At 60.8% G+C, this 14,593-nt stretch carries 11 protein-coding genes; 1 reads left to right on the top strand and 10 read right to left on the bottom strand.

Features of this window, described 5'->3' with window-relative positions; genetic code table 11:
* Nucleotides 1-37: 37 nt before the first annotated feature.
* Nucleotides 38-1,234, bottom strand: a complete 1,197-nt coding sequence (locus ACYU70_RS08190) for an aldose epimerase family protein (RefSeq protein WP_342295522.1) — start codon at nucleotides 1,232-1,234, stop codon at nucleotides 38-40.
* A gap of 371 nt (nucleotides 1,235-1,605) precedes the next feature.
* On the opposite strand from ACYU70_RS08190, the gene ACYU70_RS08195 reads away from it, so the two are divergent.
* Nucleotides 1,606-2,838, top strand: a complete 1,233-nt coding sequence (locus tag ACYU70_RS08195) for an NADP-dependent isocitrate dehydrogenase (RefSeq protein WP_342295523.1) — start codon at nucleotides 1,606-1,608, stop codon at nucleotides 2,836-2,838.
* Between the two features lie 234 nt (nucleotides 2,839-3,072).
* Here the strand turns inward: ACYU70_RS08195 and ACYU70_RS08200 are convergent, their stop codons facing one another.
* The 9 genes from ACYU70_RS08200 to ACYU70_RS08240 all read right to left on the bottom strand — a co-directional run bounded on the left by ACYU70_RS08200 (nucleotide 3,073) and on the right by ACYU70_RS08240 (nucleotide 14,580).
* Complete coding sequence (locus ACYU70_RS08200; protein WP_342295524.1) at nucleotides 3,073-3,390, bottom strand: hypothetical protein; 318 nt, start codon at nucleotides 3,388-3,390, stop codon at nucleotides 3,073-3,075.
* Nucleotides 3,391-3,590: 200 nt separating this feature from the next.
* Nucleotides 3,591-4,073 carry a hypothetical protein gene (locus ACYU70_RS08205; RefSeq protein ID WP_342295525.1) on the bottom strand — a complete coding sequence of 161 codons (483 nt, stop codon included), beginning with the start codon at nucleotides 4,071-4,073 and terminating at the stop codon, nucleotides 3,591-3,593.
* 57 nt (nucleotides 4,074-4,130) lie between these two features.
* Nucleotides 4,131-4,631 (bottom strand): cupin domain-containing protein, encoded by a 501-nt coding sequence (locus ACYU70_RS08210; protein WP_342295526.1) that lies wholly within the window; start codon nucleotides 4,629-4,631, stop codon nucleotides 4,131-4,133.
* 48 nt (nucleotides 4,632-4,679) lie between these two features.
* Nucleotides 4,680-5,609 carry an ROK family protein gene (locus ACYU70_RS08215; RefSeq protein WP_342295528.1) on the bottom strand — a complete coding sequence of 310 codons (930 nt, stop codon included), beginning with the start codon at nucleotides 5,607-5,609 and terminating at the stop codon, nucleotides 4,680-4,682.
* Between the two features lie 38 nt (nucleotides 5,610-5,647).
* On the bottom strand, nucleotides 5,648-6,931 hold the full coding sequence (fucP, locus tag ACYU70_RS08220; RefSeq protein ID WP_342295529.1) for an L-fucose:H+ symporter permease: 1,284 nt from the start codon (nucleotides 6,929-6,931) through the stop codon (nucleotides 5,648-5,650).
* A 167-nt stretch (nucleotides 6,932-7,098) separates the two neighbouring features.
* A complete protein-coding gene (locus ACYU70_RS08225; RefSeq protein ID WP_342295530.1) occupies nucleotides 7,099-8,310 on the bottom strand; it encodes a glycoside hydrolase family 130 protein in 1,212 nt (403 codons plus the stop codon).
* Between the two features lie 91 nt (nucleotides 8,311-8,401).
* The gene (locus ACYU70_RS08230; protein WP_342295532.1) at nucleotides 8,402-9,529 is read right to left on the bottom strand and encodes a LamG domain-containing protein; all 1,128 of its coding nucleotides are present in this window, start codon (nucleotides 9,527-9,529) and stop codon (nucleotides 8,402-8,404) included.
* A 56-nt stretch (nucleotides 9,530-9,585) separates the two neighbouring features.
* Nucleotides 9,586-11,091 carry a RagB/SusD family nutrient uptake outer membrane protein gene (locus tag ACYU70_RS08235; protein WP_342295533.1) on the bottom strand — a complete coding sequence of 502 codons (1,506 nt, stop codon included), beginning with the start codon at nucleotides 11,089-11,091 and terminating at the stop codon, nucleotides 9,586-9,588.
* Between the two features lie 21 nt (nucleotides 11,092-11,112).
* Entirely contained in the window at nucleotides 11,113-14,580 is a 3,468-nt protein-coding gene (locus ACYU70_RS08240; protein WP_342295535.1) for a SusC/RagA family TonB-linked outer membrane protein, read from the bottom strand.
* Nucleotides 14,581-14,593 lie beyond the last annotated feature (13 nt).

Below are 14,593 nucleotides of genomic sequence, written 5' to 3' on the forward strand. Positions count from 1 at the left end.
TGGTTATTCGGGCACGGACTAAAAGTCCGCGCTACACCTACTTCCGCACGCCGAAGGTGTAGGTGCTGGTGGTGTGGTAAGTTTCGCCCGGCTTGAGGATGGTGCTCGGGAATTTGGGCTCGTTGGGCGAGTCGGGGAAGTGCTGGGTTTCGAGGCAGAAGCCGGCGTGCAGGCCGTACACGGTGCCGCCTTTGCCTTTGAGGCTGCCGTCGAGGAAGTTGCCGGTGTAGAACTGGATGCCGGGCTGGTCGGTGGTCACCTCCAAGGTGCGGCCCGAGGTGGGGTCGTACACGGTGGCGGCGGGGTGCTGGCCGGTTTCGGCGTTCAGCACCCAATTGTGGTCGTAGCCGCCGGGCACCTGCGCAATGCGCTCGCCGATGGCGTGGGGTGTGGTAAAGTCGAAGGGCGTGCCCTTCACGGGGCGCAGCTCGCCGGTCGGAATCAGGCCGGCATCCACTACGGTATAGCGGTCGGCGGGCAGGGTCACTTCGTGCTTCAGAATGTCCTTGCTCACGCCGTGGCTCAGGTTGAAATAGGCGTGGTTGGTGAGGTTGACGGGCGTGGCCTTGTCGGTGGTGGCGGTGTAGTCGATGCGCAGGGCATTGGCGTCGGTCAGGGTGTAGACCACCGTAATCTGGAGGCTGCCGGGGTAGCCTTCTTCGCCGTCCTTGCTCAGGTATTTCAGGGTCAGGGTTTGGCCGTCGGGCGAGGTGCCGGGGGTGGCTTCCCAGATTTTCTGGTCGTAGCCCACTTTGCCGCCGTGCAGCGAGTTGGGGCCGTTGTTCACGCCCACCTGGTAGCTTTTGCCGTCGATGGTAAATTTGCCCTTGGCAATGCGGTTGCCGTAGCGACCGATGAGCGCGCCGATGTAGGGGTTAGCCTTGCGGAAGGCCGGGCTCTGGTAGTCGCTCACGTTATCGAACCCGAGTACGACGTCGCCCATTTTGCCGCCCCGGTCGGGCATCATCAGGCCCACGAGGGTACCGCCGTAGTTGGTGATGGTGGCCTTAGCGCCCTGCTTGTTTGTGAGGGTGTAGAACTGGATTTCGGTGCCGTCGAGGGCTTTGCCGAAGGAAGCGGAAGTGGGCATGGCAGCGACTTTCGTTTGGGTGGAATCGGCGGCCGGAGCCGTCGTGGTGGATTGCTCTGCGGGTTGATTGGACCCGCAGGCGGCCAGCAACAGCAGACCGGGCAATGTTACGGCCAGCAGCCCGGAACGACGAAATGGAATCATGGGTGGGGAATGAATAGGTGAAGCTAAAGCGGATGGTTTCGGCTGCCTTCCTGGACCAGCGGCTACTATTGGCGCAAGCGGAAATGGGTGCTACGCCTTGTTTTAGGGCCAGGCGTGGGCGGCTGGGTCTAAGAAATCAATCGCCCACACAATCGATTGTGTGAACAAATATAGCGAAAGCCTACCAAGTACAAAGCCAAAATCTTATGCCCTCCAAAAAACGTCCCCCAATGCCCTAAAACGCACCATCGGCAGCGGCCCGTGAGCTGCCCGCGTTGGGCTACCCCGCTTTCCTCCCTTAATATTGTTGTCGAACTGGAAAAGCCAGCGTACACACTGAACCCAACTCAAACGATAAACCAATAGCGGAAATGACCAAAATCAAAGTAGCCAACCCCGTAGTAGAGCTCGACGGCGACGAGATGACGCGCATCATCTGGAAATTCATTAAGGACAAGCTCATCACGCCCTACCTCGACCTCGACATCAAATACTACGACCTCGGCATCGAGTACCGCGACGAGACGAATGACCAGGTCACCATCGACTCGGCCAACGCCATCAAGCAGTACGGCGTGGGCATCAAGTGCGCCACCATCACCCCCGACGAGGAGCGCGTGAAGGAGTTTGGCCTGAAGCAGATGTGGAAATCACCCAACGGCACCATCCGCAACATCCTGGACGGCACCGTGTTCCGCGAGCCCATCGTGATGAGCAACGTGCCCCGCCTGGTGCCCAACTGGACGGCCCCCATCTGCATCGGCCGCCACGCCTTCGGCGACCAGTACCGCGCTACTGACTTCGTAACCAAAGGCAAGGGCAAGCTCACCATCACCTTCCAGCCCGAAGACGGCGGCGAAACGCAGTCGTTTGAGGTGTACAACTTCAAGAGCGACGGCGTGGCCCTGGCCATGTACAACACCGACGAAAGCATCCGTGGCTTTGCCCACGCCTGCTTCAACCAGGCCCTGAGCAAAGGCTGGCCGCTGTACCTGAGCACGAAGAACACCATCCTGAAGAAGTACGATGGCCGCTTCAAGGACATCTTCCAGGAGATTTACGAGCAGGATTACCTCGCCAAGTTCAAGGAAGCCGGCATCACCTACGAGCACCGTCTGATTGACGACATGGTGGCCTCGGCGCTGAAATGGAATGGCAACTTTGTGTGGGCCTGCAAAAACTACGATGGCGACGTGCAGAGCGACACCGTGGCCCAGGGCTTCGGCTCGCTCGGCCTGATGACCTCCGTGCTCGTGACGCCCGACGGCGGCACCATGGAGGCCGAAGCCGCCCACGGCACCGTGACGCGCCACTACCGCGACCACCAGGCAGGCAAGCCCACCTCTACGAACCCCATCGCCAGCATCTTCGCCTGGACGCGTGGCCTGGAGTTCCGCGGCAAGCTCGACGGCAATCAGGAGCTCATCGACTTCTGCCACGCGCTAGAGGCCGTGTGCATCGAGACCGTGGAAAGCGGCAAGATGACCAAGGACTTGGCCGTCTGCATCCACGGCAACAAAGTGCAGCACGGCCGCGACTACCTCTACACTGAGGAGTTCCTGGCAGCGCTGGACGAGAACCTGAAAGCCAAGCTGGCTAAGTAGGTTTTCTGACTGCTTTGCAAGAAAAATCCCCGCCTGACCGGCGGGGATTTTTTTTGTGGATAAACGGCAGCGCTGGCCCGACCTCCCTAGGCGGTCCGACCGGTTGAAGGAAGCACGTTCTGGTAAACAACGACAACCGGTCCGACCGCCTAGGGCGGTCGGACCGGCGCAGACGCAAACAGCCCCGAATTTCTTGCGAAATCCGGGGCTGCGTCAAATGCTAAGCGGACTTAATTAGCGGCGGTTGTAGCCGTAGCTACGGTCGCGGCTGTTGCGGTGCTGGGCTTCCCAGCGGGCACGCTCGGCGGCTTCGCGCTGGGCGGCGAGGCGGGCGCGGTCCTGCTCTAGCCGGCGTTGGTTGGCTTCGTAGCGGGCCCGTTCCAGGGCGATGCGGCGTTGTTCCTGTTGGCGCTGGGCAGCTTCGTAGCGGGAGCGCTCGATGGGCGACAGGCGGCGTGGGTCTTTATCGTGGTCGAAAGCGGGAGCAGCCGAGGCGGCGGTGGCAACGAAGAGCAGGCCGGTGGCGAGGAGCGAAAGCAGGGAGGTTTTCATGACGAAAAGAAAAGTTGAAGAGTGAATGGAGATTGTGACGGCGTCTGTCTCTCCAAACGCAAGCGCTGTGCCAAGGCCAGAAAGGGCCAAAACCCGCGTTTCTATCAATCAACTACTTCACAATAACTTACCTCAACTCCTTCCCTTTCAACCGTCGACCAAGCCGCCGAGTCTACCGACTAACATCCCCACGCCCCGCCTCAGAAACCACCCAATAATCCCGCAATTCCCTTGATATTGAGCCGGGCGAACTTCTGCACCCGCGCAAACCGGTCGGTGGTTTCCTCCAGGTCCTCGTCTTTGGGCTGGCGCGCGGGCACCTGGGTGTGCAGCCGCGCGAAAATCGTGGCGGCAATGTCCATGTAGCCCAGCAACAACAGGTACAGCTGCTTCTTCTCGTCCTCGGCGTAGCCCTTCTGGCGAATGGCCTTCACGAGCGTATCGAGCTGCGCGGTTTCGTCGGTGAACAGGTCGCGCAGGGCGCGGCGCTGCTGCTCGTAATCGAACAGCTGCTGCTCGCTGGCCGCCGAGGTCGGAAAGGGGAAACTATCCGTGAAAGCCACGGCCTTGACAAAGGCACTTTCGGCGGCATAAACCGTGGTCAGGTGCTTCTGGAGGCTGGTCCAGAGCCCGGTGCGGGCTTTGTCGAAAGCGCTGGGATTGGCCGGTTCGGTACCGTTCATCAGGAGGGTTGCTGGAATATGAACGGCAAAGGTACTCCGGCGGCCGGGCCGGGGTTGCTAGCGCCCAAAGTCGTCCTGCACCCGCACGATGTCGCTTTCATCCGATGGATTCTGCGCGTCGGTGTGCTGCCAGATTTCGGCCAGGATGCCCCAGTTCTGCAGGCCTATGAGGCGGTGGCGCTCACCCTGCCGCAGGATGATGCGCTCGCCGGCCTGGTATGTTTTCACTTCGCCCTGCTCGTCGTCGTCGCTGAAGGCCACGCCCACGGGGCCCTGCACCACCTGCCAGATTTCGGCCCGGCGGTGATGGTACTGCCAGCTCAGGCGCTGCTCGGGGGCCACTATCAGGATTTTCGGGCTGAGCTTGCCGGCAATGCGCAGCGAATCGGCCGATAATCCTTCGAAATAAGTGTCAGCAAAGGCCTGGGCCTGGGTTTCGTCAATGACGAAAAAACCGCCCCAGGGTCGGGCTTCATCCTGTGACGCAATTTTGAACCCCTGCTCATTCAGGCGGGTCGCGGTCTGTTGAAACAGTTCTTGTTTGGTCAGATTTTCCATATGGCAACGGAGAATAAAAGGCGAGAAAAATGCGGGCAGCAGGTTCGTCTACGCGACTAGGTAAGCCGCGCCAAATACCCCGGCGCTGTCGCCCAGTTGGGGTTTGACTACCGGCGTTTCAAATACATGGTCGAACACGTAAGGAGCCACCTGACTCACGCCCTCGGTGTAGAGCCGGTCGATATTGCCCACGCCCCCACCGATGACGATGACGTCGGGGTCGACGATATTGACCACCGTGCCCAGCGCCCGGCCGAAGTAGCTGACCAGGCGCTGCATGGTGGCTTCGGCGGCGGGGTCGAGGCCAGCGGCGGCGCGCTCGGTAATTTCCTTCAGGGAGCGGGACTGGCCGGTGAGGGTGGCGTAATAGCGTTGCAGGGCAGGGCCGGCCAGGATGCTTTCGTTACAGCCGGTTTTGCCGCAGTAGCAGAGTGGGCCGTTGGCTTCGTCCAGGAAATTGTGGCCCCACTCGCCGGCCAGGCCGTGGAAGCCTTCTAGGGCGTGGCCATTCACCACCAGCCCGCCGCCTACGCCCGTGCCTAGGATGATGCCGAACACTACTTTGGCATTGGGAAACTGCTGTTTGACCACGCCCAGGCGGGTTTCGGCCAGGGCGAAGCAGTTGGCATCGTTAGCCATTTCGATGCGGATGCCCAGCAGCTTTTCCAGGTCGGCCTTCATCGGCTTACCATTGATACAGAGGGCATTGCTGTTTTTCATCAGGCCCGTGCGGGGCACCAGGGTGCCAGGCGTGGCCAGCCCCAGACTGGTGGCTTTGCTGCCCACGGATTGCTCCATGTGGCCCACCAGCTGCTTAATCTGGCTCAGGACATGGTCGTAGCCCTTGTCCGCACCGGTGGGTAGCCGGTCGCGGAAAAGGACCTCCGGCTCCTGCGCTGATTTGAGGACGACGCCCTCAATTTTAGTACCTCCCAGGTCCAGGCCCCAGAGTTTCTCTTCGCGTTGAAAACCGTTCATGCAGGTTGTGAATGCGCCCTTGTATTGGGCATTAGAAATCAGACAGCTTTGTGCGACACTTTGTAGAGCCGCGCCCCGAACAGAGCGATGAAGGCGTAGCAGATGATGGGCAGGTAGTAAGCTGCCGCGATGTCGTGGTTGGCGATTTTGCCCATGAGGTAGGGGAAAAACGCGCCGCCCGCCACAGCCATCACCAGAATGGATGAGGCCTGCTGCGTGTGCGGGCCCAACTCTTTAATACCCAGCGAGAAAATGGTGGGGAACATGATGCTGAAGAAGAAATTAATCAGCAGCAGGGCGATGAACGAAGGCCAACCCCAGCTCTGGGCCACGATAACGCACATCAGCACGTTGGCCAGCGCGAAGGCGGCCAGCAGCCGGTTGGGCGCGATGTAGCGCATCAGGAACGTGCCCACGAAACGGCCGCTCATCATCATCACCATGAACAGCGAGAAATAGCCGCCCGCCACCTTGTCGGTGAAGTGCATTTTTTCGACGCCGTAGTTGATGAAGAAAGCCCAGGTGCCGCCCTGCGCTGCCACGTTGAGGAACTGCGCCAGCCAGGCCCAGCGGAAGTGGCTGTGCCCGAACAGGCCCTTGGCCTGCGGCACTTCTTCGGCCGTGCCGGAGTAGTAGCCGGCTTCGGTTTCGGCAGGCGCGGGTGCGGCGTGGACGTCCTGCAAGGCCGGAACTTTCACGAATGAGAAGGCCACGGCAATAACCAGAATGACGCTGCCGATGACCAAGTACAGGCTTTTCACCGAAGTCAGGTCGCCATTGACGTGCGAGTTGACGCCGCTCAAAATGAAGTAGCTGCCCAGCAGCGGCCCAATCACCGCGCCCAGGCCATTGAACGACTGGGCAAAGTTCAGGCGCTGGTCACTGGTTTTTTCCGGTCCGAGGGCGGCCATGAAGGGGTGCGCTACGGCCTCCAGCGTGGCCAGCCCGCAGGCCAGAATGAACAGCGCCCCCCGAAAGAAGGTGAACGAGCTGGCATTGGCCGCCGGCACGAACAGGAAGGCTCCCAGCGCATACAGCCCCAGGCCCAGCTGCACGCCGCGCTTATAGCCGAAACGCTTCATGAACAGGCCGGCCGGAATGCCCATCACAGCATAGGCCCCGAAAATGGAAAACTGCACCAGCCCCGACTGCGCCTTGCTCACACTGAGCACGTTCTGAAAGTGCTTGTTCAGCACGTCGCCCATAGTGATGGCAATGGCCCAGAGCATGAACAGCGACGAGACGAATACCAGCGTCGGGATGTATTTCTTCTCGGTGAACGGGACTTTTTCGGGGGCGCTGATGGCCACAGTGGTTTGCATATGGGTGGGAATGGGTATTGGGGAGGAAATTAATACGTTTCTGTCATCCTGAGCGCAGCGAAGGACCTTATCACGGTTGCTGCAACTGGACTCGTGCTAATTGTTTAGCGGTGATAAGGTCCTTCGCTACGCTCAGGATGACAGAAACGCGGGGTGACTATACCCTTTTACTGCGGCCGCACCGCCACGGCAATCTTCGAATCAGCCGTGCCATAGTACATGAACCACTTCGATTTGAAGCGGGCCAGGCCTTCGAGGAAAACCACCTGGTTTACCTGACCGGTAGTTTCGTAAGGCTTTTCGGGCCGCATGAAATAATTGTCCATGCGCTTGAGGAGCTTGCTGGGGTCGTTTTTGTCGAACAGGGCCTGGGCGGCCGAGTAGGTGCCCACGGGCAGATTTTTATCACCAAACGAAGGCTCATTGCGGCTGTTGTAAATCAGGCGGATGCCTTGGTCGGTAATCATGGCCGGCGGGCCGGACTCCACAAGGTCGCTGTCGAACTTGCCTTCGCGGGTGGGCAGCACGATTTTCAAATTGGGCATGGTGAGGGCCTGGGCGCGCAGCGGCACGGGCGGCTTTTCGCCGGCCGCCATCTCTACGGGCGTCCAGTGAATGAGGTCGTCCGAAGAGGCCAGCCAGATTTGGGCGTCGCCCCAGTACATCCAGTATTTGCCGTTGATTTTGGTGGCCACAATGCGGCCATCGTCCTCGTAGCGCGACACGATGGAGCCCGATTTGGTCCACTTGCTCACGTAGCTACCGCCGCTGAACTGGGCGAATACGTTGCCGTACTTGGTCCAGTGCAACAGGTCGGTGCTGGTGGCGATGTGCAGGCGGGCCTTGTCGCCGTCGTAGGCGGTATAGGTCATGTAGTAGGTGCCCTGGTCGTCCTGCACCACGCGGGGGTCTTCGGTGCCGCCGGGCCACTCCCACTTCTTCTGGGCGTCGTTGTCGGGGTGCAGTACGGGCGTGGCCATGCGGGTGAAGTGGATGCCGTCGGTGCTGCTGGCCAGGCCGATGCGCGAGGTTTTGCCCACGCTGGGCGTCACCAGGTTTTCGGCCCGGTACAGCATGAAGATTTTGCCATCCTTCACCACCACGGCGGGGTTGAACACGTCCTTCTCTTCCCACTTGATGGGCTGCTGAAGGATGGGGTCGGTGAACTGGCCCACCGCGCTGGGGCCCATGATGGGGTTATCGGTGTCGGCCTTCACGAAGTCGAGCAGCTGCCAGCTGTCGGGGCCGGTGGCGGCGGGCGTGTCGGTCACGGCGGGGGTGCCGCGGTCGGTACCGTTGCAGCCCATGAGCAGGGCCAAAGCCAGCGTGGCGGCGCTGCCGGCCAGGCGGCGGTTGGTGGAGAAATCGAAGCGAGTCATGCGATTGCGGGGACTAGGTAGGGGATAAAAAAATCTCCCACCATTCCGGGGAATGGAACGGTGGGAGACGAAAAAGCAGCCAACGCGCCGGTTACAGCGTGTTTTCGATGGTGAAGATGGAATTTACTTCGGCATCGGTCAGGGCGCGGTTATAGATGCGGATGTCATCCATCTGGCCCTTGAAGAAGCCGGCACCGTAGAATTTGTAGTAATCAACATCGGGCACCGTTGCACCGTTGACCGTGGTCGTCTGACCACCCGCAATTGCCTTATCGTAGAAACCGTTGGGGAGCTGCTGGCCAATTGCCAGCGGCGTTGGCTCCGGCGTGGCTTTCATCGTGCCGCTCAGGCCCGTCCATTCCTTCACCATCACCCCGTTGATATAGAATTTCATCGTGCCGGCCGCGTAAGTAGTCACCACATGCGTCCAGCTGGTGCCCACCACGCCGGATTCCGCATCCTTATCGATGCCGCCGGTAGTAGTCGTGACGGTCAGGAATGGCTTGTCGGCGCTTTGCAGCTGGAATTTATAGGCTTTCCAACGGTCCAGCGACACGATGTAGTTGTCGGAGTTGCTGCCATTCCGTTTCACCCAGGCGCTGATGGTGATGGCCTGTGGGTTGAGGGCCAGTTTGTAAGGCACTTCGATGTAGGCGCCATCATTGAAATCATAAGCCTGGTTGGCGCGACCGAAACGGTCGGGGACCATGGTTGGCAGGGTGGTGCCCATTTTTTTCACGGGAGCTGCCGGAGCCACCACCGCGGGGTCGTTGATATAACCCATTTTCAGGGTGCCATTGTTACCATTGGCCGTAGCATCGTTGGCATTGCCGGAAAACTTCCACTGCGCCACCAGGTTAGCGGCCGATACTTCCTGAATCAGGCTGTTCTTGAACACCACTACCGCCCGCCGCAGGCTGGCAACGGCAGCAGTTACGGAAGTCTGCGAAGCACCGCCGTCGTTCTTAACGCCGGTCGACAAGTCAATCGACGTTTTCAGCGTGGCCTTCGAGCCGACGGTGTAGGTGCCGGGCTTGGTGCCTTCCACGGCGGCCGTGTAGCCCAAGTTCACGGAGTCAATCAGGGCCGTGAGTGCGGCTTTGTCGACGGTAGGCGTGGGCGTGGAGGTGTCGTCTTTCTTGGAGCAGGACGACATGACCGACACTGCGCCGAACAGCAGCAGGGCCAGAAAAAAGAGTAAAACTTTGGAATTTTTCATGGTGGGGTTTTGAAAATGGTGAAGATTGGGAATGAAGAAAAAAGGTAATGCAGGGGCTACAGGCCCAGTTTTTTGTTGGTATCACGCTCACTCTGCGGCACCGGGAAGAAGCGGTGGCGGGCGTAGCTGAAATTGGGCTGGTTGCTGAGCGCCGCTTTCGCATAGGCCTCGCCGTAGCGGACGACATCGAAAAAGCGCTGAAATTCCAGGGCCAGCTCGGCCCGGCGCTCGCGGCGGATGTAGTCGCGCAGCTGGTTCTGGTCGGTGGTGGTGATGTCGGGCAGCAGGCCGGCCGGCACCGTGCCGTAGCCGGGCAGGGTGCGGTCGTTGAGGTAGCTCTCGCGGGCCCGTTTGCGCACCTTGTTCAGCGGGCCGAGTGCGGCGGCGGGGTTCCCGGCCTCATTGGTGGCCTCGGCCTCTATGAGCAGCACCTCGGCGTAGCGGATGGCCTGGAAGTTCAGGTTGCCGTCGCCCCGGGTGGTGGCGGGCACCTCGCTCAGCGGCTGCAAGTGCTTCTTCGAGAGGAAAGTGGTGGTGCTCCAGGTGGTATCAAACGGGATTCCGAAAAACGACTGTCCGAACCGGCCCACCGAGTAATCCAAGCGCGGGTCGACCACGCCGGCCGCAGTTTTCTCGAAGTTGTTCACCAGGCTTTTGGTGGGATAAAAGAAGCCATAGCCGTTTTGCTGGCGCGGGGCAAACCACTGGTTCAGGTTGTTGCCCTGGCCGGGGCTGAGGCCGGCGGTGTGCTGCACCGAGAAAATGCTTTCGGCGTTGTTCTTGGTGGCGGCCCGGAAGTTGTCGGCCTGCACCGGCAGCAGCGTGTAGCCCAGGGCCGTTACCTGCTGGGCGGTGCTGGCGGCCAGCGCGTATTTTTTCTCGTACAAATACGTCTTGGCCAGCAGCGCCAGCGCCGCGCCCTTGGTGGCGCGGCCCAGGTCGGCGGCGGCGGGCCAGACGTTGGGCAGGGCGGCTGCGGCGGCGGCGCAGTCCTGCTCAATCTGGGCGTAGATGTCGGCCTGGTCGCGGGCGGGGCTTTGCAGCTCCTCGGGCGTTTCCACCTTCAGGCGCAGCGGAATGCGACCGTATATGGTGGTGAGCTGGAAGTAGTAGTAGGCTCGCAGAAACTGCGCCTGACCCAGCACCTGCTGGCGCACGTCGGCGCTCACGGCGGTGTTGGAGGCGGGCAGGCCGTCGGTCACCACATTGCACTTAAAAATGCCGTCGTAGTAGCGACTCCACATGGCCTCCACTGCCGCATTGATGGGCGTAATATTGAAGTTGTCGATGTTCTCGAAATCGGTTTGGTCGCCGGGGTTGCTGCCTTTCACGGCATCATCCGAGGCCACGTCGCCCAGCACCCACAGCGGGTTCGCGGCCGCGTCGCGGAACGAGAGGGGCACATAGGCCGCGTTCACGGCCAGCACGGCGTTGGTGTTCGAGGTGAAGAACTGGCCGGCTTCGTACTGCCCCAGCACGGGCTGGTCCAGGAATTTATCGCAGCCCGCCGTGGCAAAGGCCAGCGTGGCGAGCAGGGCGGCGGCAATGGGTGGGAATTTCATGATAATTTGCTTGCCAAGTGGTTAGAAGCCCGCGTTGATGCCCACCGTGAAGGTGCGCGCCGAGGGGTAAGTCCCGAAGTCGATGCCGGTGGCCCGCACGCCGTCGCCGAGCGAGTTGCTGTTGGTGCCCTGTTCAGGGTCGAGGCCGGTGTATTTGGTGAAGGTGAGCAGGTTCTGCACGCTGGCGTAGAAGCGCACCGACGAAATGCGCAGCGGCGCAAGCAGCTTATCGCCGAAAGTGTAGCCGAGCTGCACGTTCTTGAGGCGCAGGTAGGAACCGTCTTCCAAGTAGCGGGTGGAGGGCTGCTTGTTATTGGTAGCGCCGGTCCACGACAGGCGTGGAAACTCGTTGGTGCTGCCCGGGCCGGTCCAGTAATTGGTGGCGGCGCGCTCGGTCAGGTTGAAGGACCGGTAAAAGCCTTCTATGTCGGTGTTGACCTGGTTGTAAATCTTGTTACCATGAATGCCCTGAAAGAACACGCTCAAATCGATGCTCTTCCAGCGCACGTTGCCCGTCAGGCCGTAAGTAAGTGTCGGAATCGGGCTGCCCACGAAGGTGCGGTCGTAGCCGTCGATAACGCCGTCGGGCACGCCGTCCGGTCCGCTGATATCCTTGAATTTAATGTCGCCCGGCTGCACACCCGGCCCCTGGTAGGCGTGGGTGAACACCTCTTGTGCGTTCTGGAAAATGCCGTCGGTTTGCAGCAGGTAGAACGAGCCCACCGGCTGGCCTATGGCCGTGAGCGTGGCGTAGTATTTGGTATCGATGCGCCCGCCCACGATGGGCTGGGCCTGGCCCAGCGAAACCACCTCGTTGCGCAGCGTGGCCATGTTGCCCGTCACGCCGTAGCTCCAGTCCTTGCCAATGCTGTTGCGGTAGCTCAGCTCCACCTCCAGGCCCTGGTTGCGGATGTTGCCGGCGTTGCTGGGCGGGTTGCCCGCGTTGCCAGCGCTGCTGGGCAGCGGCAGGTTCAGCAGCACACGCGAGGTGTTCTTCACGAAGTAGTCCACCGTGAACTGCAATGCGCCTTTCAGCAGGCCCACGTCGAGGCCCACATCAGACTGCGTGCTGGTCTCCCAGCGAATCTGCGGGTTGCCCTTCGACACGATGCTCAGCCCTTGCGTCGACACGCCGCCGAAGGGATAATAGCCCGTGGTGCTCACCAACGAGGCGTAGGGGTAGTTGCCGATGGCCGAGTTGCCGAGCTGGCCCACGCTGGCCCGCAGCTTCAGCTGCGACAGTGCCGTGATGTTGCTCATAAACCGCTCCTGCATCAGGTTCCAGCCCAGCGAGCCCGAGAAGAACGTCTGCGTCCGATTGCCGGGCAGGAACTGCGACGAGCCATCGGTGCGGAAGTTGAAGCTGGCCAGGTAGCGCCCGTCGTAGTCGTAGCCTAGTCGCCCGAAGGCCGACAGCAACGAGCTATGCGCCTCGTTGCCACCGTTGAGCTGAATGCCGATGCCGCTATCCAGGTACTGAAAGGTGGCCGTCTGGTCCACGTAGCCACGCCGCGAGGCCGACAGCGACCGCACGTTGTTCTTAATGGCCTCGGTGCCCAGCAGGAAATTGAACGTGTGCTTACCCAGCAGCAGGTCGTAAGTAGCGGTGTTGGTCCAGTTGTAGTTGAATTCGTTGGTGTTGGACTGGCCCAGCTGGGGCGGTGAGTTGAACGACCGGTCAATACCAAACGTCTTGAAAAACTGCTTGAAATCGGTGATGCGGAACGTCACGCCGTAGTCGGACCGAATGTGCAGGCGCTCGATGGGGGTAATTTCCACAAAGGCATTGCCCAGCAACGCGTAGCGGTAGAAATTGCGGTCGGCCGCATCGGCCAGCGCCACCGGGTTGATGCCGTCGCCGAAGTAGTTCGCAGTTAGCACGCCGTTGTTCTTCGGCAGGTCCACGAACTGACCTTGCTCATTATAAACCGGCGTGGCCGGCGTCCGAAACAGGGCGTAGCGCACGATGCTGGCCCCCGGGTTGCCATCGCCAAAGCCGTCGCCGGAGGTGCCCACCTGCCGCGTTTTCGAGTACGAAAGGTTAGCGTTGGTGCCCACCTTCACGTATTTCGACAACGTGCTGTTCACCGCCGTGCGCAGGTTGTACCGGTCATACGACGAGTTCTGAATCAACCCGTCCTGCTTCAAATAGCTGCCCGACACGATGTACTGCGAGTTTTCGCCGCCGCCGCTCACGTCGGCCTGCACGTTGTACTGCTGCGCGGGTTTCAGCACTTCTTTCAGCCAGTTCACGTCGGGCAGGGTGGCGGCCAGCGCGGCCGGAATCTGGCCGCGACCGTCGTTTTTCGCCGCTACGTTGAAGGCGTTCACATACTGGCTGGTGTTGGCCATTTTGATGAGGTTCGACGCCGTTTGCACGCCCGTATAGGCGCTCAGGCTCAGCCGGGGCTTGCCGGTTTTGCCACGCTTGGTCGTCACAATCACCACGCCGTTTGAGGCCCGTGCGCCGTAGGTGGCCGCCGCCGCCGCATCCTTCAGAATATTGATGGATTCAATATCATTGGGCGAAATCTGGTTGATGCCGTCCTTCGTCGGCACGCCGTCGATGATGTAGAGCGGGTCATTATCATTGATGGTGCCCACCCCGCGAATCCGCACGGAAATATTCTCGCCCGGCGCGCCGGTGGCCTGCGTGATGGCCACGCCGGCCGCCTTGCCCTGCATAATCTGGGCCACGCCCGTCACCGGAATACTGTTGATGTCGCGCTGGTCAATCTGCGACACAGCCACCGTCACGTCGGCTTTTTTCTGCGTCGTATAGCCCAGTACCACCACTTCTTCCAGCGCCTTCACATCGGTTTGCAGGGCCACGTTCACCGTGGTGCGGCCTTGCAGGGCCACTTCCTGCGTCACGAAGCCAATGGCCGAAATCACCAGCGTGGCGTCGGCCTCGGGCAGGCTCAGGGTGAAGTTGCCGTCGGCGTCGGTGGTGGTGCCATTAGTGGTGTTTTTCACCAGTACCGTCACGCCAGGAATGGGTGCTTTATCCGGGCCGATTACCTGGCCGCGTACCGTTACGGCCTGGGGGCTCGTAGCCCCGGCCGTTTCCCAGTTGGACGCACTGGGTCCGTTGTTGCCCCCAATCGTTTGCAGGTTGGGGGCAGAAGACTTGGGCATCGAGATGACGTACACATTCCGGTCCGTTTTCTCCACGCGCAAGCCGCTCATTGTCACGGCATACGTCAGCTTATCCTCCCAGCTGCGAAACGTCATCGCATCAAGATTGACTACCTTATCCCGCACTAACTCACTGCGGTACAGAAAGTAGGCATGGTGCACCGTCTTCATTTCCTGCAACAGGCTTTCCAGCGAAGTGCCCCGGGCGTTCGGCCGATTAACCGCCGGCTCAGGCTGTTGCGGGGGTTTGAGCATGGCCATGAGCGGGCGCTGTGCCTGCGCGTGGGCCGTGCCAAGGCTGCCGGCCAGCATCAGCGGCAGCAGCTTCAGGGAATGCGTAAAAAGTGCCATAGGTGGGAATTCT

This window comes from Hymenobacter segetis, assembly GCF_054776495.1.

Bases quoted from the DNA above. Each gene is read 5' to 3' on its own strand.
- ACYU70_RS08190 (WP_342295522.1), bottom strand. From the start codon at position 1,234: ATGATTCCATTTCGTCGTTCCGGGCTGCTGGCCGTAACATTGCCCGGT.
- ACYU70_RS08195 (WP_342295523.1), top strand. From the start codon at position 1,606: ATGACCAAAATCAAAGTAGCCAACCCCGTAGTAGAGCTCGACGGCGAC.
- ACYU70_RS08200 (WP_342295524.1), bottom strand. From the start codon at position 3,390: ATGAAAACCTCCCTGCTTTCGCTCCTCGCCACCGGCCTGCTCTTCGTT.
- ACYU70_RS08205 (WP_342295525.1), bottom strand. From the start codon at position 4,073: ATGAACGGTACCGAACCGGCCAATCCCAGCGCTTTCGACAAAGCCCGC.
- ACYU70_RS08210 (WP_342295526.1), bottom strand. From the start codon at position 4,631: ATGGAAAATCTGACCAAACAAGAACTGTTTCAACAGACCGCGACCCGC.
- ACYU70_RS08215 (WP_342295528.1), bottom strand. From the start codon at position 5,609: ATGAACGGTTTTCAACGCGAAGAGAAACTCTGGGGCCTGGACCTGGGA.
- fucP (WP_342295529.1), bottom strand. From the start codon at position 6,931: ATGCAAACCACTGTGGCCATCAGCGCCCCCGAAAAAGTCCCGTTCACC.
- ACYU70_RS08225 (WP_342295530.1), bottom strand. From the start codon at position 8,310: ATGACTCGCTTCGATTTCTCCACCAACCGCCGCCTGGCCGGCAGCGCC.
- ACYU70_RS08230 (WP_342295532.1), bottom strand. From the start codon at position 9,529: ATGAAAAATTCCAAAGTTTTACTCTTTTTTCTGGCCCTGCTGCTGTTC.
- ACYU70_RS08235 (WP_342295533.1), bottom strand. From the start codon at position 11,091: ATGAAATTCCCACCCATTGCCGCCGCCCTGCTCGCCACGCTGGCCTTT.
- ACYU70_RS08240 (WP_342295535.1), bottom strand. From the start codon at position 14,580: ATGGCACTTTTTACGCATTCCCTGAAGCTGCTGCCGCTGATGCTGGCC.